The organism is Pseudomonas sp. GW822-FHT01E03 (assembly GCF_058802985.1).
Map to the genome: position 1 here is coordinate 342,106 of NZ_JBXAOQ010000005.1, position 21,402 is coordinate 363,507.

Annotated in this window: 18 protein-coding genes and 1 pseudogene; 10 read left to right on the plus strand and 9 right to left on the minus strand. The window is 58.3% G+C overall.

Annotated features, from left to right (window positions below; translation table 11 throughout):
• Positions 1-9 precede the first annotated feature (9 nt).
• Entirely contained in the window at positions 10-1,212 is a 1,203-nt protein-coding gene (locus tag AC1RP7_RS12790; RefSeq protein WP_493180757.1) for an HlyD family secretion protein, read from the plus strand.
• Positions 1,213-1,414: 202 nt separating this feature from the next.
• Positions 1,415-2,947: a DHA2 family efflux MFS transporter permease subunit gene (locus tag AC1RP7_RS12795; RefSeq protein ID WP_090456635.1), complete on the plus strand. Its 1,533-nt coding sequence runs from the start codon at positions 1,415-1,417 to the stop codon at positions 2,945-2,947.
• 125 nt (positions 2,948-3,072) lie between these two features.
• Here the strand turns inward: AC1RP7_RS12795 and lpxH are convergent, their stop codons facing one another.
• Together lpxH and AC1RP7_RS12805 are read right to left on the minus strand one after the other, a co-directional pair.
• Positions 3,073-3,825, minus strand: coding sequence for a UDP-2,3-diacylglucosamine diphosphatase (gene lpxH / locus AC1RP7_RS12800; RefSeq protein WP_090456633.1), 753 nt, complete (start codon positions 3,823-3,825; stop codon positions 3,073-3,075).
• Positions 3,822-4,325, minus strand: coding sequence for a peptidylprolyl isomerase (locus AC1RP7_RS12805; RefSeq protein WP_008053603.1), 504 nt, complete (start codon positions 4,323-4,325; stop codon positions 3,822-3,824). The genes lpxH and AC1RP7_RS12805 overlap by 4 nt, the downstream gene beginning before the upstream one ends.
• Positions 4,326-4,575: 250 nt before the next feature.
• Here AC1RP7_RS12805 and AC1RP7_RS12810 point away from each other — a divergent pair, with 250 nt between their 5' ends.
• The gene (locus tag AC1RP7_RS12810) at positions 4,576-6,273 is read left to right on the plus strand and encodes a glutamine--tRNA ligase/YqeY domain fusion protein (protein WP_150812606.1); all 1,698 of its coding nucleotides are present in this window, start codon (positions 4,576-4,578) and stop codon (positions 6,271-6,273) included.
• A gap of 20 nt (positions 6,274-6,293) precedes the next feature.
• The gene (gene cysS, locus AC1RP7_RS12815; RefSeq protein ID WP_007970481.1) at positions 6,294-7,676 is read left to right on the plus strand and encodes a cysteine--tRNA ligase; all 1,383 of its coding nucleotides are present in this window, start codon (positions 6,294-6,296) and stop codon (positions 7,674-7,676) included.
• 216 nt (positions 7,677-7,892) lie between these two features.
• On the opposite strand, the gene AC1RP7_RS12820 is transcribed toward cysS, so the two are convergent.
• Positions 7,893-9,731 carry a sigma-54-dependent Fis family transcriptional regulator gene (locus tag AC1RP7_RS12820; RefSeq protein ID WP_493180758.1) on the minus strand — a complete coding sequence of 613 codons (1,839 nt, stop codon included), beginning with the start codon at positions 9,729-9,731 and terminating at the stop codon, positions 7,893-7,895.
• Between the two features lie 378 nt (positions 9,732-10,109).
• On the opposite strand from AC1RP7_RS12820, the gene AC1RP7_RS12825 reads away from it, so the two are divergent.
• From AC1RP7_RS12825 to AC1RP7_RS12850, 6 genes are read left to right on the plus strand one after another with little or no spacing between them, the layout of a single operon-like run.
• Entirely contained in the window at positions 10,110-11,204 is a 1,095-nt protein-coding gene (locus AC1RP7_RS12825) for an ABC transporter ATP-binding protein (RefSeq protein ID WP_493180759.1), read from the plus strand.
• A complete protein-coding gene (locus tag AC1RP7_RS12830) occupies positions 11,204-12,319 on the plus strand; it encodes an ABC transporter ATP-binding protein (RefSeq protein WP_057714146.1) in 1,116 nt (371 codons plus the stop codon). Before AC1RP7_RS12825 ends, AC1RP7_RS12830 begins: the two co-directional genes overlap by 1 nt.
• Entirely contained in the window at positions 12,316-13,182 is an 867-nt protein-coding gene (locus tag AC1RP7_RS12835; RefSeq protein ID WP_008046507.1) for a carbohydrate ABC transporter permease, read from the plus strand. The genes AC1RP7_RS12830 and AC1RP7_RS12835 overlap by 4 nt, the downstream gene beginning before the upstream one ends.
• Before the next feature lie 7 nt (positions 13,183-13,189).
• Positions 13,190-13,990: a carbohydrate ABC transporter permease gene (locus AC1RP7_RS12840; protein WP_008046506.1), complete on the plus strand. Its 801-nt coding sequence runs from the start codon at positions 13,190-13,192 to the stop codon at positions 13,988-13,990.
• A 10-nt stretch (positions 13,991-14,000) separates the two neighbouring features.
• Entirely contained in the window at positions 14,001-14,273 is a 273-nt protein-coding gene (locus tag AC1RP7_RS12845; RefSeq protein ID WP_057716585.1) for a DUF2160 domain-containing protein, read from the plus strand.
• Positions 14,274-14,320: 47 nt separating this feature from the next.
• Positions 14,321-16,063 (plus strand): ABC transporter substrate-binding protein, encoded by a 1,743-nt coding sequence (locus tag AC1RP7_RS12850; RefSeq protein WP_493180760.1) that lies wholly within the window; start codon positions 14,321-14,323, stop codon positions 16,061-16,063.
• Between the two features lie 175 nt (positions 16,064-16,238).
• Here the strand turns inward: AC1RP7_RS12850 and AC1RP7_RS12855 are convergent, their stop codons facing one another.
• The 6 genes and pseudogenes from AC1RP7_RS12855 to nuoN all read right to left on the minus strand — a co-directional run bounded on the left by AC1RP7_RS12855 (position 16,239) and on the right by nuoN (position 21,401).
• A complete protein-coding gene (locus tag AC1RP7_RS12855) occupies positions 16,239-17,273 on the minus strand; it encodes a 2Fe-2S iron-sulfur cluster-binding protein (protein ID WP_493180761.1) in 1,035 nt (344 codons plus the stop codon).
• A 68-nt stretch (positions 17,274-17,341) separates the two neighbouring features.
• A complete protein-coding gene (locus AC1RP7_RS12860; protein ID WP_493180762.1) occupies positions 17,342-18,253 on the minus strand; it encodes a diiron oxygenase in 912 nt (303 codons plus the stop codon).
• A 43-nt stretch (positions 18,254-18,296) separates the two neighbouring features.
• Positions 18,297-18,995 (minus strand): glutamine amidotransferase, encoded by a 699-nt coding sequence (locus AC1RP7_RS12865; RefSeq protein WP_407515625.1) that lies wholly within the window; start codon positions 18,993-18,995, stop codon positions 18,297-18,299.
• Between the two features lie 446 nt (positions 18,996-19,441).
• Positions 19,442-19,558, minus strand: a pseudogene (locus tag AC1RP7_RS12870) (PIN domain nuclease); the annotation flags it as partial.
• Positions 19,555-19,746 (minus strand): hypothetical protein, encoded by a 192-nt coding sequence (locus AC1RP7_RS12875; protein ID WP_493180763.1) that lies wholly within the window; start codon positions 19,744-19,746, stop codon positions 19,555-19,557. The pseudogene AC1RP7_RS12870 and the gene AC1RP7_RS12875, both read right to left, overlap by 4 nt.
• A gap of 191 nt (positions 19,747-19,937) precedes the next feature.
• Positions 19,938-21,401 carry an NADH-quinone oxidoreductase subunit NuoN gene (nuoN, locus tag AC1RP7_RS12880; protein ID WP_340314064.1) on the minus strand — a complete coding sequence of 488 codons (1,464 nt, stop codon included), beginning with the start codon at positions 21,399-21,401 and terminating at the stop codon, positions 19,938-19,940.
• Position 21,402: the final 1 nt, after the last annotated feature.

Here is a 21,402-nt window from a genome sequence, read left to right on the forward strand (position 1 = left end):
GTACTTGTCATGGCCACTGCCGATACAACTCAACCTCCTGAAAACACCCAGGGCAACCCCAATTCGGGCAAGCGCAAGTTCATGCTGCTGGTCCTGGCTGCCGTCGTCGTGCTTGGTTGCGCGGGTGTCTGGGCCTACCACGAATTCTACGGGCGCTGGAGCGAAAGCACCGACGACGCCTATGTGAACGGCAACGTGGTGGAAATCACGCCGCTGGTCACCGGCACCGTGGTCAGCATCGGCGCCGATGATGGCGATCTGGTCCATGAAGGCCAGGTGCTGGTGAACTTCGACCCGAACGACGCCGAAATCGGTCTGCAAAATGCCCAGGCCAATCTGGCGCGTACCGTGCGTCAGGTGCGTGGCTTGTATAGCGATGTGGACGGCATGAAGGCCCAGGTCAACGCCCAGAAAGCCGAAGTGCAAAAGGCCCAGGACAACTTCAGCCGCCGCAAGAACCTCGCCGCCGGCGGGGCGATTTCCCAGGAAGAGCTGTCCCACGCCCGTGACGACCTGACCTCGGCGCAAAACGCCCTGGCCAATGCCGAACAAAAGCTCAAGACCACCAGCGCGCTGGTCGATGACACCGTGGTTTCATCGCACCCGGATGTGATGGCCGCCGCCGCGCAACTGCGCCAGGCCTACCTGAACAACGCCCGCAGCACCTTGATTGCGCCGGTGACCGGTTACGTGGCCAAGCGTTCTGTACAACTTGGCCAGCGCGTGCAACCGGGTACCGCGCTGATGGCGGTGATTCCCCTGGATCAGCTGTGGATCGACGCCAACTTCAAGGAAACCCAGTTGCGTGACATGCGCATCGGCCAACCGGTGCAGATCGAGACGGACCTGTATGGCAGCAGCGTCAAATACAGCGGCACCATCGACAGCCTCGGCGCCGGGACCGGCAGTGCGTTTGCCTTGCTGCCAGCGCAAAACGCCACCGGCAACTGGATCAAGATCGTGCAGCGCGTGCCGGTGCGAGTCCACGTCAACGCCGAGGAGCTGACCAAACATCCGCTGCGGGTCGGCCTGTCGACCATGGTCGATGTGGACCTGCACGACCAGAGCGGGCCGGTGCTGGCGCAACAGCCGCCGCAGAAGGCTTCGTTCAGCACCAGCGTCTACGACCGTCAGCTGACCGAGGCCGACGCGATGATCACCCAGTTGATCCACGACAACAGCGCCGCGGTCAGCAAGACCGCGCAACGCTGATTCGCCAGTCCGTCATCAACCGGAAATTGTGGGAGCGAGCTGTGGCGAGGGGGCTTGCCCCCGTTGGGCTGCGAAGCAGTCCCAAAATTTCCGATGTATCGAAGATCTTGTGAGTGCTGCGCACTCAAACGGGGGCAAGCCCCCTCGCCACAGCTCGCTCCCACAGGGTTAGCGGCGCTAGCCGAGTTTCAAAGGATTTACGATGAGCAATAACGCGTCTTTCACACCGCCCAGCCTGTTGCTCAGCACCATCGGCCTGTCGCTGGCGACCTTTATGCAAGTGCTCGACACCACCATCGCCAACGTGGCGCTGCCGACGATCTCCGGCAACCTGGGCGTGAGTTCGGAGCAGGGCACCTGGGTCATCACCTCGTTCGCCGTGAGCAACGCCATCGCCTTGCCGCTGACCGGTTGGCTCAGTCGGCGTTTCGGTGAGGTGAAGCTGTTTGTCTGGGCGACGCTGCTGTTCGTGCTGGCTTCGTTCCTGTGCGGGATTTCCACCTCGATGCCGGAGCTGGTGGGCTTCAGGGTACTGCAAGGGGTAGTGGCCGGGCCACTGTACCCGATGACCCAGACCCTGCTGATTGCGGTTTACCCCCCGGCGAAACGGGGGCTGGCGCTAGCGCTGCTGGCGATGGTCACGGTGGTCGCGCCGATTGCCGGGCCGATCCTCGGCGGCTGGATCACCGACAGCTACAGCTGGCCGTGGATTTTCTTCATCAACGTGCCGATCGGCCTGTTCGCGGCATGGGTGGTCACCCAGCAGATGAAAAAGCGCCCGGTGGTCACCAGCCGCCAACCGATGGATTACGTCGGTCTGATCGCGCTGATCATTGGCGTCGGGGCTCTGCAGATCGTGCTCGACAAGGGCAATGATGCCGATTGGTTCGAATCCAGCTTCATCGTGATCGGCTCGGTGATTTCGGTGGTGGCCTTGGCGTTCTTCGTGATCTGGGAAATGACTGACGAACACCCGGTGGTCAACCTGCGCCTGTTCGCCCATCGCAACTTCCGCTACGGCACCATCGTGCTGATCCTGGGCTATGCCGGGTTCTTCGGGATCAACCTGATTTTGCCGCAGTGGCTGCAAACGCGACTGGGCTATACCGCGACCTGGGCCGGTTTCGCCGTGGCCCCGCTGGGGATCCTGCCGGTGCTGCTGGCGCCGTTTGTCGGCAAGTACGCACCGAAATTCGACATGCGCCTGCTGGCGGGCGGTGCGTTCCTGGCCATCGGCCTGAGCTGTTTCATGCGCGCAGGCTTCACCAATGAAGTGGACTTCCAGCACATCGCCATGGTGCAGTTGTTCATGGGGATCGGCGTAGCGCTGTTCTTCATGCCGACCCTGACCATCCTGCTCTCGGACCTGCCACCGAACCAGATTGCCGACGGTTCGGGGCTGGCGACATTCTTGCGGACCTTGGGCGGCAGTTTCGCGGCGTCGTTGACCACCTGGATCTGGATTCGTCGGGCGGACCAGCACCACGCTTACCTGACCGAAAGCATCACCCCCTTCGATCCGGCGACCCGCGAAGCGCTGACCCACCTGGGCGGGGCAGGGGCCAAGGCCTATACGCAGCTGGACCAGATGGTGATCAGCCAGGCGTACATCATGTCCACGGTGGACTACTTCACCTTGCTGGGCTGGATGTTCGTGGGGTTGATACTGATTGTCTGGCTGGCGAAGCCGCCGTTTACGGCGAAGGCCGGGCCAGAGGCTTCCGCGGGGCACTAACAAACGCAGTGGAACCCATGTGGGAGCGAGCTTGCTCGCGATAGCGGTGGATCAGTCAACAAAGATGTTGGATGTTAATCCGCTATCGCGAGCAAGCTCGCTCCCACAGGGATCTCCTGCAGCCTTCAGTTCGCGGGTGCTGCCAGTTGCGGTGGCGGAGTGAAATCAAACGGCGCCAGCGCAAACCCTTGCTCATCCACCTGCAATGCCCACCCTTGACGATCCCAATCCCCCAGCACAATGCGCCGGGCCGCTTGCTCGCCAAGCTGCAACTTGTGAATCGCGGGGCGGTGGGTGTGCCCGTGGATCAAGGTCTTCACGCCGAATTCCTGCATGATCCGCGGAATCTCTTCGGGCGTGACATCGACGATGTCATTGGCCTTCATCCGCGTTTGCGCACGGCTTTCACTGCGCAGTTTGCGCGCCAGCTTGTGCCGGGTGCGCAGCGGCAGATGCCGCAGGATGAACAGGGTGATCGGGTTGCGCAGGTAGCGACGCAGCTTCATATAGGCTTCGTCGCGGGTACAGAGGCTGTCGCCGTGCATCAGCAGCACCGGCTCGCCGTTGAACTGCACGACACTCGGATCCTTCAACAAGGTGCAGCCGGCTGCTTTGCAGAAGGCCTTGCCCAACATGAAGTCGCGATTGCCGTGCATCAGGAAAATGGCCGTGCCGCTGTCGCTCAATTCGCGCAGGGCCTGGCAGATGGAACGCTGGAAGGGTGTCATGGCGTCGTCGCCAATCCACACCTCGAAGAAGTCGCCCAGAATGTACAACGCACTCGCCGAGCGGGCGCGTCCGGCGAGCAAATCCAGAAACGCCCGGGTAATGTCCGGGCGCTCCTCTTCCAGATGTAAATCTGAAATCAGCAATATCACTCAATGATCTCGGCTTTCTCGATGATCACGTCGTCTGCCGGTACGTCCTGGTGGCCGGACTTGGAAGTGGTGGCCACGCCTTTGATCTTGTCGACAACGTCGGTGCCGGCGGTCACTTTACCGAATACCGCGTAGCCCCAGCCCTGAACGTTCTTGCCGCTGTGGTTCAGGAAGCTGTTGTCCGCCACGTTGATGAAGAACTGTGCGGAAGCCGAATGCGGCTCCATGGTGCGGGCCATGGCGACGGTGTATTTGTCGTTGGAAAGACCGTTGTCGGCTTCGTTCTGGATGCTTGGGCGCTTGTCTTTCTTTTCTTTCATGCCTGGCTCGAAACCGCCGCCCTGGATCATGAAGTTACCGATGACACGGTGGAAAACGGTGTTTTCGTAGTGACCGGCTTTAACGTACTCAACGAAGTTGGCCACGGTGATCGGGGCTTTGTCGGCGTTCAGTTCGAGGACGATGTCACCGAAGTTGGTAGTCAGTTTGACTTGGGTCATGATCGTTACTCACTAGAGGAATTCGTGGTGTTGGAACATCTCGTCCCGCCACCGGTTCAGCCTTTTTGGCCAAGGTGCGCAGTTTAGCGTGCCAGACGCGAATTTCGAGGCTGTTTTTTCATTTACGGCCTATTAAATGCGACGGTTTACAGAGTGCGCTCTGTCAGGTACTTGACGGCATCGGCTATGATAGCGGCTTTGTTTTGTCCGGCCTTCATTACGGCCACGCACTTGTACGTTCAAGGATCCTATGAGCAAGCCCACTGTCGACCCTACCTCGAATGCCAAGACCGGCCCTGCCGTGCCGGTCAACTTCCTGCGGCCGATCATCCAGGCAGACCTGGACTCGGGCAAGCACACGCAGATCGTCACCCGTTTTCCGCCTGAACCCAACGGCTACCTGCACATCGGCCACGCCAAGTCGATCTGTGTGAACTTCGGCCTGGCCCAGGAGTTCGGCGGCGTCACGCACCTGCGTTTCGACGACACCAACCCGGCCAAGGAAGACCAGGAATACATCGACGCGATCGAAAGCGACGTCAAATGGCTGGGCTTCGAATGGTCCGGTGAAGTGCGCTACGCCTCGCAGTATTTCGACCAGTTGCATGACTGGGCGGTGGAGTTGATCAAGTCCGGTAATGCCTACGTCGACGACCTGACCCCGGAACAAGCCAAGGAATACCGTGGCAGCCTGACCGAGCCGGGCAAGAACAGCCCGTTCCGCGACCGCAGCGTCGAAGAGAACCTGGACCTGTTCGCCCGCATGAAAGCCGGCGAGTTCAAGGACGGCGCACGGGTGCTGCGGGCCAAGATCGACATGGCCTCGCCGAACATGAACCTGCGTGACCCGATCATGTATCGCATCCGTCACGCGCATCACCACCAGACCGGTGACAAGTGGTGCATCTACCCCAACTACGACTTCACCCACGGTCAGTCGGACGCCATCGAAGGCATCACCCATTCGATCTGCACCCTGGAGTTCGAAAGCCACCGTCCGCTGTACGAGTGGTTCCTCGAGCACTTGCCGGTACCGGCCAACCCGCGCCAGTACGAGTTCAGCCGCCTGAACCTGAACTACACCATCACCAGCAAGCGCAAGCTCAAGCAGCTGGTCGATGAAAAGCACGTCAACGGCTGGGACGATCCGCGCATGTCCACGCTGTCGGGCTTCCGCCGCCGTGGCTACACGCCTAAATCGATCCGCAACTTCTGCGAAATGATCGGCACCAACCGTTCCGACGGCGTGGTCGACTTCGGCATGCTCGAATTCAGCATCCGCGACGACCTCGACCACAGCGCCCCGCGCGCCATGTGCGTGTTGCGTCCGCTGAAAGTCGTGATCACCAACTACCCGGAAGGCCAGGTCGAGAACCTCGAACTGCCGTGCCACCCGAAAGAAGACATGGGCGTGCGCGCGTTGCCGTTCGCCCGTGAAATCTACATCGACCGTGACGACTTCATGGAAGAGCCGCCCAAGGGCTACAAGCGCCTGGAGCCGGCCGGTGAAGTGCGTCTGCGTGGCAGCTACGTGATCCGCGCCGACGAAGCGATCAAGGACGCCGATGGCAACATCGTCGAACTGCGCTGCTCCTACGATCCGGACACCCTGGGCAAGAACCCGGAAGGTCGCAAGGTCAAAGGCGTGATCCACTGGGTGCCGGCCGCTGCCAGCGTCGAGTGCGAAGTGCGTCTGTACGATCGTCTGTTCCGCTCTCCGAACCCGGAGAAGGCCGAAGACAGCGCCAGTTTCCTGGACAACATCAACCCTGATTCGCTGCAGGTACTCACCGGTTGTCGTGCCGAGCCTTCGCTGGGCAATGCACAGCCGGAAGACCGTTTCCAGTTCGAGCGCGAAGGTTACTTCGTCGCCGATCTCAAGGACTCGAAACCAGGTCAGCCGGTATTCAACCGTACCGTGACCCTGCGTGATTCGTGGGGCCAGTGATTTAGCGTCAAGGAATAAACGTGCTTACGATCTACAACACGCTCACCAAGAGCAAAGAAGTCTTCAAGCCGCTCGATGGCAACAAGGTGCGCATGTACGTGTGCGGCATGACCGTGTACGACTATTGCCACCTGGGCCACGGCCGCAGCATGGTCGCGTTCGACCTGGTGACGCGCTGGTTGCGCTTCAGCGGCTATGACCTGACCTACGTGCGCAACATCACCGACATCGACGACAAGATCATCAATCGGGCCAACGAGAACGGCGAGTCGTTCGAAGCGCTGACCGAGCGCATGATCGCGGCGATGCACGAAGATGAAGCGCGCCTGAACATCAAGAAGCCGGACATGGAGCCGCGTGCCACGGATCACATCCCTGGCATGCACGCGATGATCCAGACCCTGATCGACAAGGGCTACGCCTACGCCCCGGGCAATGGCGACGTGTACTACCGCGTCGGCAAGTTCATGGGCTACGGCAAGCTGTCGCGCAAGAAGATCGAAGACCTGCGCATCGGCGCACGCATCGAAGTCGACGAATCCAAGCAGGACCCGCTGGACTTCGTATTGTGGAAAGCCGCCAAACCGGGCGAACCGAGCTGGGAATCGCCGTGGGGCGCCGGGCGTCCGGGCTGGCACATCGAGTGCTCGGTGATGTCCACCTGCTGCCTGGGCGAGACCTTCGACATTCATGGCGGCGGCAGCGACCTTGAGTTCCCGCACCACGAAAACGAAATTGCCCAAAGCGAAGCGGCCACCGGCAAGACCTACGCCAACGCCTGGATGCATTGCGGCATGATCCGTATCAATGGCGAGAAGATGTCCAAGTCCTTGAACAACTTCTTCACCATTCGCGACGTGCTCGACAAGTACCACCCGGAAGTCGTGCGTTACCTGCTGGTGTCGAGCCACTACCGTAGCGCCATCAACTACTCGGAAGACAACCTCAAGGACGCCAAAGGCGCCCTGGAGCGTTTCTACCACGCGTTGAAAGGCCTGCCGAACGTGGCGCCAGCGGGCGGCGAAGCCTTCGTCGAGCGCTTCACCCAGGTGATGAACGACGACTTCGGCACACCGGAAGCCTGCGCGGTGCTGTTCGAGATGGTCCGCGAGATCAACCGCCTGCGTGAGAGTGATCTGAACGCTGCGGCAGGTCTGGCCGCCCGTTTGAAAGAACTGGCCAGCGTGTTGGGTGTGTTGCAACTCGAAGCCGATGACTTCCTGCAGGCCGGCGCCGAAGGGCGCGTGGATGCCGCTGAAGTCGAGGCGCTGATTGCCGCGCGTCTGGCGGCACGCGCCGGCAAGGACTGGGCCGAATCCGACCGCATCCGCGACCAGCTCACCGCCATGGGCGTGGTGCTGGAGGACGGCAAGGGCGGCACGACCTGGCGTCTGGCTGACTGATTGCTTGATCCCGCTGTAAAACAAAACCCGCCTTGTGCGGGTTTTTGTTTTTGCGGTTGGACTCCAGGCTTGTGTTGACAGGGCTGACGCCACCGCGAGCAAGCTCGCTCCCACAGGTTCTGTGGTATGCGCAGATTTTGTGTTCGACACGGACACTGTGGGAGCGAGCTTGCTCGCGATGGTCTCAAGCCGAATATTACCGCTGCGATTCACTCGTCATTCAGTCTGGCGCAACCGCTTGTAAAGGGTATTGCGACTAACTCCCAACCGCCGGGCCAGATACGAAATATTCCCCCCCGCCGCCTGCAACTGCCGATTCAAATCCTCGACATCATTCAGATCCACGGTCAAAGGCCCCGGCGTCTCCACCGGCTCCATCTCCAGATCGACAAAAAAATCATCCGGCAAATGCTCCGGCCTTATCGGTTGTTCCTCGGCCATGGCCAACGCCACCTGCATCACGCTGCTGACCTGACGCAGGTTTCCCGGCCACGGATGGCGCTCGAACAGCGCCAATACCTCGCGGCTCAGTCCGGCCCATTGGCTTGGTTCGCGATGCTGTTCCCACAGGCGTTTGAACAACGCCTCTTTATCGCTGCGCTCTCTTAACGGTGGCAGTTCCAGGGTCAGGCCGCCGATGCGGTAATACAGGTCTTCACGAAACCGCCCCAGTTGTACCTGTTCGCGCAACGAGCGATTGGTCGCTGAAATGATGCGCAAGTCCACAGGAAACAACTCGCTGCTGCCCACGGGCTGCACGCAGCGCTCCTGCAACACCCGCAACAGTCGCGCCTGGGTTGGCAGTGGCATATCGCCGATTTCATCGAGGAACAGCGTGCCTTTGTCAGCCTTGCGGATCAGGCCGATGCTGCCTTTCTGGTTGGCGCCGGTGAACGCGCCTTTCTCGTAGCCGAACAGCTCTGACTCGACCAGTTCGGCGGGGATCGCTGCACAGTTCACCGCAATAAACGCCTGTTTGCTGCGAGAGCTGGCCTGATGCAGGGCTTTGACGAAAACTTCCTTACCGACGCCAGTCTCGCCGTGGATTAACAGCGGAATGTCTTTTTCCAGCAACCGCTCGGCCTGGCGCACAGCTTTTTCCACGCGGCTGTCGCCGAAGTGCAGGGTGTTGAGGCTGATCGCGGCCGGTGTTGGCGCAGTCACGGCAGGTTCGGCGAACACTCGCGGCTGAATCGGAACCTGCTTGGGTCTTTTCAGCAGACACTGGAAGCGGTTGCGCCCGGAAGCCTGCAGCGAGAAGGGCAAGCCTTCGGGTTGATTCAGCAACTCCAGCAGCGAGACCTTGAACAGGCTTTCGACACTGACCCGCGACAGGCTGATGCCCAGCAGGTTGTCGGCCCGGCGGTTGGCCGACAGCACCTGGCCGGTTTCATCGAATATCAGCAATCCGGCCCACTGACTGTCGAGGTTGTTCAGCCCGGTGTTGAACGTCAGCTGAAAATGCTGGCCATGGAACAGGTTGAGGATCAACCGGTTTTCCACGGTCTGGCTCATCATCTTGACCATGCCCAGCGTGTGGGACGGCGGCAGGTAGCTGTCGCTGGACACGTCCAGCACCGCGATCACCTTGCGCTCGGTATCGAATATCGGCGCGGCGGAACCGGTCATGAAGCGGTTGGCCTTGAGGAAATGTTCGTCGTGCTCGATGTGCACCGCTTGCTCGCAGGCCAGGGCGGTGCCAATGGCGTTGGTGCCGGTGCAGCGTTCCATCCAGCTGGCGCCGGCGCTGAAACCCCGGGCCAGTTTCGGTTCGATAAAGCGCTGGGTGCCCCACGACGTGAGCACCTGGCCCTGATCGTCGGCGAGCATGATCAGGCAATTGGAGTTGCTCAGGATGTTCTCGTAGTAGGGCAGCACTTCCTGATGGGTGGTTTGCACCAGTGAATGCTGGCTCTCCAGCAATTGCGCGATGCCTGCGGCCGGCAATTGGTCGAATGCCGGCGTGCTCTGATGACTGAGGCCGAACGCGCGGCAACGGGACCAGGAGTCCTGGATGATGGCGTCGTGGGACAACGGCGATGCGGGTGCGGCCATGGCAGTCGATCTCTGAGCAAGCTTTTATTGTTGTTATTCAATTACACATGGCGCCCTGTGTAGGAGCGAGCTTGCTCGCGATGGACGTGAGGTCGCCTCGTTCCTTCAGGCAGCCCTCGTCACGTTGACCTCCATCGCGAACGAGCTCACTCCTACAAGGGCCGGAATACGGTCTGTAGAGTGTTGTTCACTAATGTTCATTGTCAACCGTTGAAGTGTTCAGTTGTTCAGTCGCGGTTGTTCATTTGTGTTCAGCAATGAACGTGACTCTGTAGTCATTTTCAGGAATTTCAAACTGAATCAATCGTTTGCAATTTCTGGCACAAATGTCGCTATACAGCTCCGGTCGCTTGACTCCAATAAGAAAAAGGCCGAGCCATGTCACTCACCCTGGAACACGTCAGCCGCACCGTCGAGGGCCAGACCTGGATCGACGATGCCAACCTGAGTTTTGAACCCGGTTCCTTCAACGTTTTGCTGGGTCGCACCTTGTCCGGCAAGACCAGCCTGATGCGCCTGATGGCCGGTCTGGACAAGCCCGACAGCGGCCGCATCCTGATGAATGGCATCGATGTCACCCAGCGCCCCGTGCGCTTGCGCAATGTGTCGATGGTCTATCAGCAGTTCATCAACTACCCGACCATGACGGTGTTCGACAACATCGCCTCGCCGCTGCGTCAGGCTGGTGTTTCCAGCGAGCAAATTCAGATCAAGGTGCTGGAAACCGCGAAGATGCTGCGCATCGAGAAGTTTCTCAAACGCTATCCGCTGGAGCTTTCCGGTGGCCAGCAACAACGCACGGCCATGGCCCGGGCGCTGGTCAAGGATGCCGAGCTGATCCTGTTCGACGAGCCGCTGGTCAACCTCGACTACAAGTTGCGCGAAGAACTGCGCCAGGAAATGCGCGAGCTGTTCAAGGCGCGCCACACCATCGCGATCTACGCCACCACCGAGCCCAACGAGGCCCTGGCCCTGGGCGGCACCACCACCATTCTTCACGAAGGCCGGGTGATCCAGAGCGGCCAGTCTTCGTCGGTCTATCATCAGCCGCAAACGGTGCTGGCGGCGGAGCTGTTCTCCGAGCCGCCGATCAACCTGATGCCGGGGCGCATTGCCGGCAACGAAGTGAGTTTCGCCAATTTCGTGCACTTCCCGCTGAACGTCGATCTGCGCCCGGTGGGCGAGGGCGAGTTCCGTTTCGGCGTGCGACCCAGCCATATCTCGCTGGTGCCGAGCAACGACGATGACCTCGAATTGGCGGTGACTGTCGAAGTCGCGGAAATCAGTGGCTCGGAAACCTTTCTGCACGTGCGCAACGAGCATTTCCTGCTGGTGCTGCACTTGCCCGGCGTTCACGAATACGACGTCGATGCGCCGATCCGCATCTACATCCCGACCCATAAACTGTTTGTGTTCGATACGCAGGGGCGGCTGGTCCAGGCGCCGGGCCGGCGTGTCACGAGGGTTGCCTGATGGCCGAAATCCGTTTGCAGAACCTCGCCCACAGCTACACCAAGACTCCGGCGGGACCGGAGGACTACGCGATCCGCGAGATGGACCACATCTGGGAGCAGGGTGGCGCCTACGCCTTGCTCGGTCCGTCGGGCTGCGGTAAATCAACCTTGCTCAACATCATTTCCGGGCTGCTCAGCCCGTCCCAGGGCCATGTGCTGTTCGACGGCAAAGCGGTCAACAACCTGACCCCGGAGAAGCGCAACATCGCCCAGGTTTTCCAGTTCCCGGTGGTCTACGACACCATGACGGTGTTCGACAACCTGGCCTTCCCGCTGCGCAATCAGGGCATGGCCGAGGCCCGGGTGCATAGCAAGGTGCAGGAAATCGCCGAAGTTCTCGACCTGCAGAACCTGTTGAGCAAAAAGGCCCGCAACCTCACCGCCGACGAAAAACAGAAAGTCTCCATGGGGCGTGGGCTGGTGCGCGACGACGTGTCGGCGATCCTGTTCGATGAACCGCTGACGGTGATCGACCCGCACCTCAAGTGGAAACTGCGGCGCAAGCTCAAGCAGATCCACGAACAGTTCAATATCACCATGGTCTACGTCACCCACGATCAGCTGGAGGCCTCGACCTTCGCCGACAAGATTGCGGTGATGTACGGCGGGCAGATCGTGCAATTCGGCACGCCAAGGGAGTTGTTCGAGCGCCCGAGCCACACCTTTGTCGGCTACTTCATTGGCAGCCCCGGGATGAACCTGATCGAGGTGCAGCCGCAACCGGGTGGCGTCGGTTTCGCCTCGACTCACCTGCCGCTGTCCGAGGCGATGCAGCAGCGTATTGCTGAATCGGAGTGGAAAACCCTGAAGGTCGGCATTCGTCCGGAGTTCGTCCATGTGTGGGACGAAGCCTTTGATGACGCGCTGCGGGCACAGGTCGTACACGTCGAAGACCTGGGCACCTACAAGATCATGACCCTCAACCTCGATGGCGTCCCCCTGAAAGTGCGCCTGGCCGAAGACAAACCGGTGCCGCAAGGCACGGCCTACATCAGTTTTCCGGCGCAGTGGCTGATGGTCTACGCCGATGAGTTCCTGCTCGAAGCCAATGCCAACCAAGAGGCGCAGCCATGAACAAGGTGCAGAACAACAAGGCCTGGTGGCTGGTGCTGCCGGTGTTCCTGCTGGTGGCGTTCAGTGCGGTGATCCCGATGATGACCGTGGTCAACTATTCGGTGCAGGACATCTTCGACCAGTCCAGCCGCTACTTTGTCGGCGCCGATTGGTACAAGCAGGTGCTGCTCGATCCGCGCCTGCACGACTCGTTGCTGCGCCAGTTCATCTACTCGGCTTGCGTGCTGTTGATCGAGATCCCGCTGGGGATTGCGATTGCCCTGACCATGCCGACCAAAGGGCGCTGGTCGTCGGTGGTGCTGATCATCCTGGCGATTCCGTTGCTGATCCCGTGGAACGTGGTCGGCACCATCTGGCAGATCTTCGGCCGGGCCGACATCGGTCTGCTGGGGGCGAGCCTCAAGGCCATGGGCATCAGCTACAACTATGCGGCGAACACCATGGACGCCTGGGTCACCGTACTGGTGATGGACGTCTGGCACTGGACCTCGCTGGTGGCGCTGTTGTGCTTCTCCGGCCTGCGGGCGATTCCGGATGTGTATTACCAGGCGGCGCGGATCGACCGTGCCTCGGCCTGGGCGGTGTTCCGGCATATCCAGTTGCCCAAGCTCAAGAGTGTGCTGCTGATCGCGGTGATGCTGCGCTTCATGGACAGTTTCATGATCTACACCGAGCCCTTCGTGCTTACGGGTGGCGGTCCGGGCAATTCCACGACCTTCTTGAGCCAGACCCTGACGCAAATGGCGATCGGGCAGTTCGACCTGGGGCCGGCCGCCGCATTCTCGCTGGTGTACTTCCTGATCATCCTGTTGGTGTCCTGGCTGTTCTACACCGCCATGACTCACTCCGACGCCAACCGCTGAGGCCATCATGAGCAAGAGAAAGCTGATTCCACTGCTGATCTACATCCTGTTCCTGCTGGTGCCGATCTACTGGCTGCTGAACATGTCCTTCAAGAGCAACAGCGAAATCCTCGGTGGCCTGACGTTGTTTCCGCAGGATTTCACCCTGGCGAACTACAAGGTGATCTTCACCGATCCGAGCTGGTACACCGGCTACATCAACTCGGCGTACTACGTGAGCCTGAACACGATCATTTCCCTGACCGTGGCCTTGCCGGCGGCCTATGCGTTCTCGCGCTACCGCTTCCTCGGTGACAAGCACCTGTTCTTCTGGCTGCTGACCAACCGCATGGCGCCACCGGCGGTGTTCCTGTTGCCGTTCTTCCAGCTGTATTCCTCGATCGGGCTGTTCGATACCCACATCGCCGTGGCCCTGGCCCATTGCCTGTTCAACGTGCCGCTGGCGGTGTGGATTCTCGAAGGCTTCATGTCCGGCGTGCCCAAGGAGATCGACGAAACCGCCTACATCGATGGCTACAGCTTTCCCAAGTTCTTCGTGAAGATCTTCATCCCGCTGATCGGCTCCGGCATCGGCGTCACGGCGTTCTTCTGCTTCATGTTTTCCTGGGTCGAACTGCTGCTGGCGCGAACCCTCACTTCGGTGAACGCCAAACCGATCGCAGCGGTGATGACCCGCACGGTCTCGGCATCCGGTATCGACTGGGGCGTGCTGGCGGCGGCGGGGGTGTTGACCATCCTGCCGGGCATGTTGGTGATCTGGTTTGTTCGCAACCACGTGGCCAAGGGCTTTGCCCTGGGCCGGGTATGAGGAACTGATGATGGAATGGATGAGTTGGACCGTCCCCACGGCGGCGTTCTTCGGCGTCATTGCCTTGATCCTGGTGGGCATGACCACCTGGGAATTGCGTTCGCCGAGCGTGCTCAGGCGAGGTTTTCTACCGATTGCCACCACCCGTGGCGATCGGTTGTTCATCGGTCTTCTCGGCAGCGCCTACCTGCATCTGCTGGTAATCGGCGTCACCGACTGGAGCATCTGGGTCGCCTTCGCGATGTCCCTGGTGTGGCTGTTGGCTGTGATGCGTTGGGGCTAGTCGAATCGCTCGGCAATGTTGCTCCGAAACTCAATAAGGAGGTCTCTATGTTCGACAAAAACAATAAGCTGCGACATAGCATTTCATTGGCAGCCATGCTGGCACTCAGCGGTTTGAGCGCATCTGCCTGGGCTGATGCCTATGAAGACGCGGCGAAGAAATGGATCGGCAATGAATTCAAGCCGTCCACCCTGACGGCCGATCAACAACTCGAAGAGCTGAAGTGGTTCATCAAGGCGGCTGAGCCGTTTCGCGGGATGAGCATCAAAGTGGTGTCGGAAACCATCGCCACCCACGAGTATGAGTCCAAGGTGCTGGCCAAGGCCTTCACCGAGATCACCGGGATCAAGCTGACCCACGACCTGCTGCAGGAAGGCGACGTGGTGGAAAAGCTGCAGACCCAGATGCAGTCGGACAAGAACATCTATGACGGCTGGGTCAACGACTCGGACCTGATCGGTACGCACTTCCGTTACGGCAAGACCGAATCGATCACCGACCTGATGGCCAACGAGGGCAAGAACTTCACCTCGCCGACCCTGGACATCAAGGACTTCATCGGCATCTCCTTCACCACCGCGCCGGACGGCAAGATCTATCAATTGCCCGACCAGCAGTTCGCCAACCTGTACTGGTTCCGCGCCGACTGGTTCGAGCGTGCGGACCTGAAGGCCAAGTTCAAGGAAAAGTACGGCTACGAGTTGGGCGTACCGGTGAACTGGTCGGCCTATGAAGACATCGCCAAATTCTTCAGCGAAGACGTCAAGGAAATCGACGGCAAGCGCGTTTACGGGCACATGGATTACGGCAAGAAAGACCCGTCGCTGGGTTGGCGTTTCACCGATGCCTGGTTCTCCATGGCAGGCGCTGGCGATAAAGGCATACCTAACGGCTTGCCGGTGGACGAGTGGGGGATCCGCGTCGAGGATTGTCATCCGGTCGGCTCCAGCGTTACCCGCGGTGGCGACACCAACGGCCCGGCAGCAGTGTATGCGACCACCAAGTACGTTGACTGGATGAAGAAGTACGCGCCACCGGAAGCGGCGGGCATGACTTTCTCCGAATCAGGTCCCGTGCCATCCCAGGGCAACATTGCCCAGCAGATCTTCTGGTACACCGCATTTACCGCCGACATGACCAAGCCTGGCCTTCCGGTGATGAACGCCGACGGCACGCCGAAATGGCGCATGGCGCCTTCACCGAAAGGTCCGTATTGGGAAGAGGGCATGAAGCTCGGTTATCAGGACGCCGGTTCCTGGACATTCATGAAGTCCACGCCTGAGAAACAAAAACTGGCGGCCTGGCTGTACGCGCAGTTCGTGACCTCGAAAACCGTATCGCTGAAGAAAACCATCGTCGGCCTGACCCCGATCCGCGAATCGGACATCAACTCCCAGGCCATGACCGACCTGGCGCCGAAACTCGGTGGCCTGGTGGAGTTCTACCGCAGCCCGGCCCGCGTGCAATGGACCCCGACCGGGACCAACGTGCCTGATTATCCTCGCCTCGCGCAGTTGTGGTGGAGCCACATCGCCGAAGCCGCCAGCGGCGAGAAAACCCCGCAAGAGGCGCTGGATGGCCTGGCCAAGGATCAGGACGCAATCATGACCCGTCTGGAACGCTCGAAGGCACAAGCCACCTGCGCCCCGAAAATGAACCCCGAACGCGATGCGCAATACTGGTTCGACCAACCGGGCGCACCGAAGCCGAAACTGGCGAACGAAAAGCCTAAGGGTGAAACCGTGAGCTACGCCGAACTGCTGAAATCGTGGGAGGCGGCGCGCAAGTAAAGCACTGGAGTTGTGAAAGGCGAACGGCACCGGGAGGTGCCGTTTTTTATAGTTGCTTGTGTCACCGCATTCGCCGGCAAGTTGGCTTGTTGGGTCGCCGCATCGCAGCGAAAACGTCGTTGAAACGATGTCGATAGTTCAGATCACCGCGCCACCCTCGGTTCGTGCAAGCCGGTCAGATCTCAATTGAGAGCTCGCCACCCTCGGCATATGTGCAACAAGCTAATGCGAAACCCGCCTCCAGTTCCGTAGTGCTGAGCGAGAAGTCAGGCGCTCTTTTGCATGCCCCGGAAATAACCTTGATCCTGCAACTGCCACAGATGCCTGAGCGACACTGACTGCGGATGGGTACCTGGTTGGCTTCCAACGCATCAAGCAGCGTTTGTCCACTACTGACCTGGAAATGGTGGTCCTGCTGATTTGATCGAGCACAGACAGTGGTCAGCGGGCTGTGTTCGGCTGCCGGTCCTGATTGTTCCATGCTGCTGAACGCTTCGATGTAACAGGGGATGTTGTTGTTCAGCTCCTTGACCAATACCTGCTGGGCGACGGAAAAGCCATGGCTGCCGCAAATGACTGCCGCGTCGACGGGAACTGAATCCGGTAAGGAAAGTTTAACCAGCCGTCCTCCGGTAAAGTGGTGAGAGTGTGTGTCGATTGATTCTCGAGTAATAAAAAAACGAACGTTGAACCAGTTCGATCGAAACGCTAAGGCGAGGAGTTCCGCGAGGAAAGGTATGCTCGCAATCGTAGGTGAACTAACCAGCAGCGTTACTCTGGGAATGGGTTTATCTTTGCTTTCAAGCTCGACAAGGCTACGGATCAGCGCGATCGGCAATGTGATGCCGATACCGCCTGACAGCATCAAGACATGCCGGTAGGCGATAATGCTGTCCGAAGTGATGTTGCCACCAACGTTGGAAAAACAAAGGAGTGATCCGCAGCCGACGTTCGAATACAAAGTGTCCGATACTCCATTGTTGCCGGTGCGCTTGACCGTGATTTCAATTTGATTGATATCTCGCACCGCCGTGATCGAGTAATTACGTTGTTGTGCCGTGCCAGAGCGGTCTGGATGATTGATCGCAATATATCGTCCCGGCTTTAATTCATTGGGTTCAATGCATTGGGGCAATCGCAGCAGGTAAGTCTTCGTGTTGGTTGCTGCATCTGAGATTTTCTCGCAACTCAAGAACGTAAGCCGCTCCATGGTCGTCCCCTTCATGGTAAAGAGATAAGTACGTTTTTAATGAGTTGTTCAAGAAGTGCCAACTGATATCAGTGGGTTTCTTCGAGACCTATTCTGCTCAGCAATTTGTCGACCGACTCGGTGTAAACGTTGACTTCGCCGAGTGTCGCCGTGTCGTGGATGATGTCGGCATAGCGAGGCAGGCGAGCATGAGAAAAAGCCATTTCCCACGCCCCCATTTCATTGTTTGCAAACATTGATACAGTTTTCTTGATAATGGTCTTTAAGTGCTTTTTTTCATGTTGAGACAGCGTCGATATCAGATCTGCCGCTACATAACTGAATACGCTGGAATGGCTCCATTCATCCATTGCATGGGTCTTGGTGACTTGATGGCAAATACTTTGAACGGAACTGTCTTCGGCCAACGTTTTAAGATAGTCCGTAATCAGCGTTTCACTGGCACAGGCGATACCGAAGCGAGTGAGCCTGCGCTCCCATTCGGCAGAACAGGACGATAGCACCCAGTTTTTCCATTTGATCAGGTTGAAGTCGGTGAAATTCAGGTGTGCAAGATCTCGGTGGTGATAAATGTAGTTGCATGCAGTGACCGACATCTTGGTGTGCAGTGCCTCATCAAGCAGTGCTTCGGAGATGGACTCCTGAAGCAATGCTCGATTCCTGGTGGCGCCGGGTGGCGTTTTGATGATGTCCTCGCAAGCTGGCGTGACGATGTCGCATTCGATGTAAATGGTTTTCAGGTTATAGATGATCCATGCATAGGAAAGGCATGTTGATTTCATTTCGGGAGAGGCTTCGATCCAGGCAGGGTGATTTCTGAAGGGAAGCAAGCTCTCGCAAAAGTCGTTTTTGCCGGGATCGAAGGCTAGCTCGGAATAAGTAGGTTGTTTGTTATTGACTGCGGCTCGGGTGCTCCAAAGCACCGAAAGTTTTTCGAGCATCTGTGCAACCGAGTAAGTTTGAATGTCGTGAGTGTTCATGATAGTTACCTTTTGTTCTAAATAGTCGGCCCGATGAGCTTTGTTAGAGTGGCAGGTCGAGCCAGTTTGAAATGATTTTCGGGGCAACGGTTTTCAATGACTTACCGTGTAAAGCTACCTGTCGACGCAAGTCGCGAGGGTCAATTGAGGCCATGTTCAATTCGGCTGCGTGACCGATCAGCCATTGTTCAAAGCGGTCAGGATCAATTTCCAGGTGGAACTGTAGACCCAGTATGTTTTTGCCGACACTAAACGCCTGATTGGCACAGAGTTTACTGCTCGCCAAGTGATGAGCCCCTTTGGGGATGTCGAATTGATCTCCGTGCCAATGCAATACGGCGACATCGTCGTTCAAAAGATCAAGGCAGGAAGGGGGTGCGTCATTACTCAACTGTAAAGGGCTGAAGCCAATCTCCAAGTGCCCCATTGGATAAACGGAGGCTCCCAACACCCTCGCTATCAGCTGGGCACCAAGACAGATTCCCAACGTTTTCTTGTTGCTTTGCAAACGTGCGTTGATAAGTGCAATTTCATTTTCTATGAATGGGTATTTTTTTTCATCATAAGCACCGATCGGCCCTCCCAATATCACCATCAGATCAGGCGTTATGGGATCAACTGCCTGCAGCTCTTCCGAAGTGGCATCAATAATATGAATATTATAATTGCGTTGAATCAGCGGCTGTTCAAGTGTGCCAAGATCTTCAAAGTTTAAGTGTCGAATCACGAGTGCGTTTTTCATTGTGGCCCGTTTCTTGTAGTTGATCTGGGCGATAAGTTAAACTCGGTACTCAGGTGTTGTCGAACGGCAAAATGTAAGAATTATGCAATAACATTTTTATTTGTTTGGGTTTTTATCCGTCGCCGGCCTCAATTCACTATGAATGCGAGGACTTTCTGACTCAGTCTTTAGGGGGGCGTGATGCAAGCGCCGAATAAAGATTGAATATATGTGACAAGAACTGACGTTCACATGGGAAGCATCCCTTCGGAAACCTGAATCAATAGCTGCTTGCAATGCTTGGTTCTTGCTGTCGGCGATTTCTGATGGGACATACAGATATTCTCCGGCAATAGGGTGGGCATCGATCTTAAAAAAACCAAACGCAAAAACGCCACTCGGAGGTGCCGTTTTGTTTGGCCAGTGCCCCCGGATCGCCCCCGGAGCAGGTTCGCGAACAGGCCATCCGCTGCGCTGACATAAATGTCGGCAGCGTTCTCAATGAGCTTTCTGGCTTTACCCGAAAGCTGCGGATCATCACTGAGTGTCCAGAGTAAATTACGCGTGTCGAGTAGAAGCCTCATTCGTGAGTGCCTTCAAAAACATCAAGCATTTCAACTGGTAGTGGCGCGTCAAAATCTTCTGGAAGCACCAATTTGCCTTTCATCGTTCCGATTTGCTGCCCGACATTACCTTTGCGTTCGGCAGCAAAGGCATCGAAACCCTCTACGATTTCGGAAAAAATCTCACGTTTTATTGTTAGTTCTCGCATTGGTTTATCAATCTAGAAGTCATTCAAGATAGAACCAAGTGCTCAATGCTGGATGTAGGACGAGGCGGGTAATCCCGCATGAGTTTTCGGGGATTGTCGGAGGAGGGGAGCGCGCCGGTAACATATCCTACAAACGCAAAAACGGCACCCGAAGGTGCCGTTTCTGTTTACTACTGAATGGCTCTAAGCGATCAACCCGCCAGGCCCGACTGTTGAACCAGGTTCAGCAGCGGTTGTGGGTACAGGCCGAGGAAGAAAGCCAGTACCGCGATGGCCAGCAGCATCACGCCGCCTGCCTTCTGTTCCCAGTGCAATTGAGCGTCGACGCGGCGCAGGTTTGGCTCGATCAGGTACAGGGTGACCATCACTCGCAGGTAGTAGAACACGCCGATGGCACTGCCCAGTACCAGGGAGCCGACCAGCCACCACTGATGGGACTCGACGCCGGTGGCGATGATGTAGAACTTGCCGATGAAGCCTGCGGTCAGCGGGATACCGGCCAGGGACAGCATCATCACGGTCAGCACGGCGGTCAGGTACGGACGGCGCCAGAACAGGCCGCGGTATTCGTACAGGGCGTCTGCGTCACGGCCTTTGTACGGCGAGGACATCAGGGTGATCACACCGAAAGCGCCGAGGCTGGTGATCACGTAGGTGACCAGGTACACGCCGATGGCTTCCACGGCCAGGCCCTTGCTCGCCACCAAGGCGATCAGCAGGTAGCCGAAGTGGGCGATGGACGAGTAACCCAGCAGACGCTTGAGGTTGCTCTGGGTCAGGGCCAGCAGGTTACCGAACAGGATCGACGCGATGGCGATGATGGTCAGCACGTTGCTCAGGACGCCGCTGCTTGCAGCAGGGGAGATCTGGAACAGGCGCACCATGACCGCGAACACAGCCACTTTCGAAGCGGTAGCGAGGAACGCTGCGACCGGTGCCGGAGCACCTTCGTAAACGTCTGGAGTCCAGAGGTGGAAGGGCACCAGCGACAGCTTGAACGCCAGACCGATCAACATCATGCCCAGGCCCAGCTGCGCCAGCGAGCTTGGCAGACCAGTAGCCGCCAGCGCCTGACCGATGCCGACGAAGCTCAGGGAACCCGAGTCTGCGTACAGCAGTGCCATGCCGAACAACAGGAACGCGGAGCCGGCAGCCGACAGCACCATGTACTTGATACCGGCTTCCAGCGAACGCTTGTTGAAGAAGGCATAGGCCACCAGACCATAAACCGGCACCGACAGCAGTTCCAGACCGACGAACAACCCGGCCAGGTGCTGTGCGCTGACCAGCACCAGGCCACCGGCGGCGGACATCAGGATCAGCAGGTACAGTTCTTCACGGTTGCCCGGGTAACCCGTGCCACCATCGCCGAGGTAGGCGTGGGCGAGGGTGACACAAGCGAGGGTGGCGACCAGGATCAGCGCCATGTACAAGCAAGCGAAGCTATCGATTTGCAGCAGTGGGGTCACAGCCAGTGGCGCGACCTTCAAGGCTGGCAGGATCGACAGCAACGCCAGGTTCAGACCCGCCACCGACAGCAGGAAGGTCTGGGAGTGGTTGCGGCGCCAGGCAATTGCCAGCATCACCACGATGATCGTGGCGCTGGTAATCAACAGCGGCGCTAGCGCGATAAAGTGTTGAGTCGTGAATTCCATA

What these genes read in the sequence shown, in the direction of transcription:
- AC1RP7_RS12790 (WP_493180757.1), top strand. Translation starts at nt 10, where the DNA reads ATGGCCACTGCCGATACAACTCAACCTCCTGAAAACACCCAGGGCAAC.
- AC1RP7_RS12795 (WP_090456635.1), top strand. Translation starts at nt 1,415, where the DNA reads ATGAGCAATAACGCGTCTTTCACACCGCCCAGCCTGTTGCTCAGCACC.
- AC1RP7_RS12805 (WP_008053603.1), bottom strand. Translation starts at nt 4,325, where the DNA reads ATGACCCAAGTCAAACTGACTACCAACTTCGGTGACATCGTCCTCGAA.
- AC1RP7_RS12810 (WP_150812606.1), top strand. Translation starts at nt 4,576, where the DNA reads ATGAGCAAGCCCACTGTCGACCCTACCTCGAATGCCAAGACCGGCCCT.
- AC1RP7_RS12820 (WP_493180758.1), bottom strand. Translation starts at nt 9,731, where the DNA reads ATGGCCGCACCCGCATCGCCGTTGTCCCACGACGCCATCATCCAGGAC.
- AC1RP7_RS12825 (WP_493180759.1), top strand. Translation starts at nt 10,110, where the DNA reads ATGTCACTCACCCTGGAACACGTCAGCCGCACCGTCGAGGGCCAGACC.
- AC1RP7_RS12830 (WP_057714146.1), top strand. Translation starts at nt 11,204, where the DNA reads ATGGCCGAAATCCGTTTGCAGAACCTCGCCCACAGCTACACCAAGACT.
- AC1RP7_RS12835 (WP_008046507.1), top strand. Translation starts at nt 12,316, where the DNA reads ATGAACAAGGTGCAGAACAACAAGGCCTGGTGGCTGGTGCTGCCGGTG.
- AC1RP7_RS12840 (WP_008046506.1), top strand. Translation starts at nt 13,190, where the DNA reads ATGAGCAAGAGAAAGCTGATTCCACTGCTGATCTACATCCTGTTCCTG.
- AC1RP7_RS12845 (WP_057716585.1), top strand. Translation starts at nt 14,001, where the DNA reads ATGGAATGGATGAGTTGGACCGTCCCCACGGCGGCGTTCTTCGGCGTC.
- AC1RP7_RS12850 (WP_493180760.1), top strand. Translation starts at nt 14,321, where the DNA reads ATGTTCGACAAAAACAATAAGCTGCGACATAGCATTTCATTGGCAGCC.
- AC1RP7_RS12855 (WP_493180761.1), bottom strand. Translation starts at nt 17,273, where the DNA reads ATGGAGCGGCTTACGTTCTTGAGTTGCGAGAAAATCTCAGATGCAGCA.
- AC1RP7_RS12860 (WP_493180762.1), bottom strand. Translation starts at nt 18,253, where the DNA reads ATGAACACTCACGACATTCAAACTTACTCGGTTGCACAGATGCTCGAA.
- AC1RP7_RS12865 (WP_407515625.1), bottom strand. Translation starts at nt 18,995, where the DNA reads ATGAAAAACGCACTCGTGATTCGACACTTAAACTTTGAAGATCTTGGC.
- AC1RP7_RS12875 (WP_493180763.1), bottom strand. Translation starts at nt 19,746, where the DNA reads ATGCGAGAACTAACAATAAAACGTGAGATTTTTTCCGAAATCGTAGAG.
- nuoN (WP_340314064.1), bottom strand. Translation starts at nt 21,401, where the DNA reads ATGGAATTCACGACTCAACACTTTATCGCGCTAGCGCCGCTGTTGATT.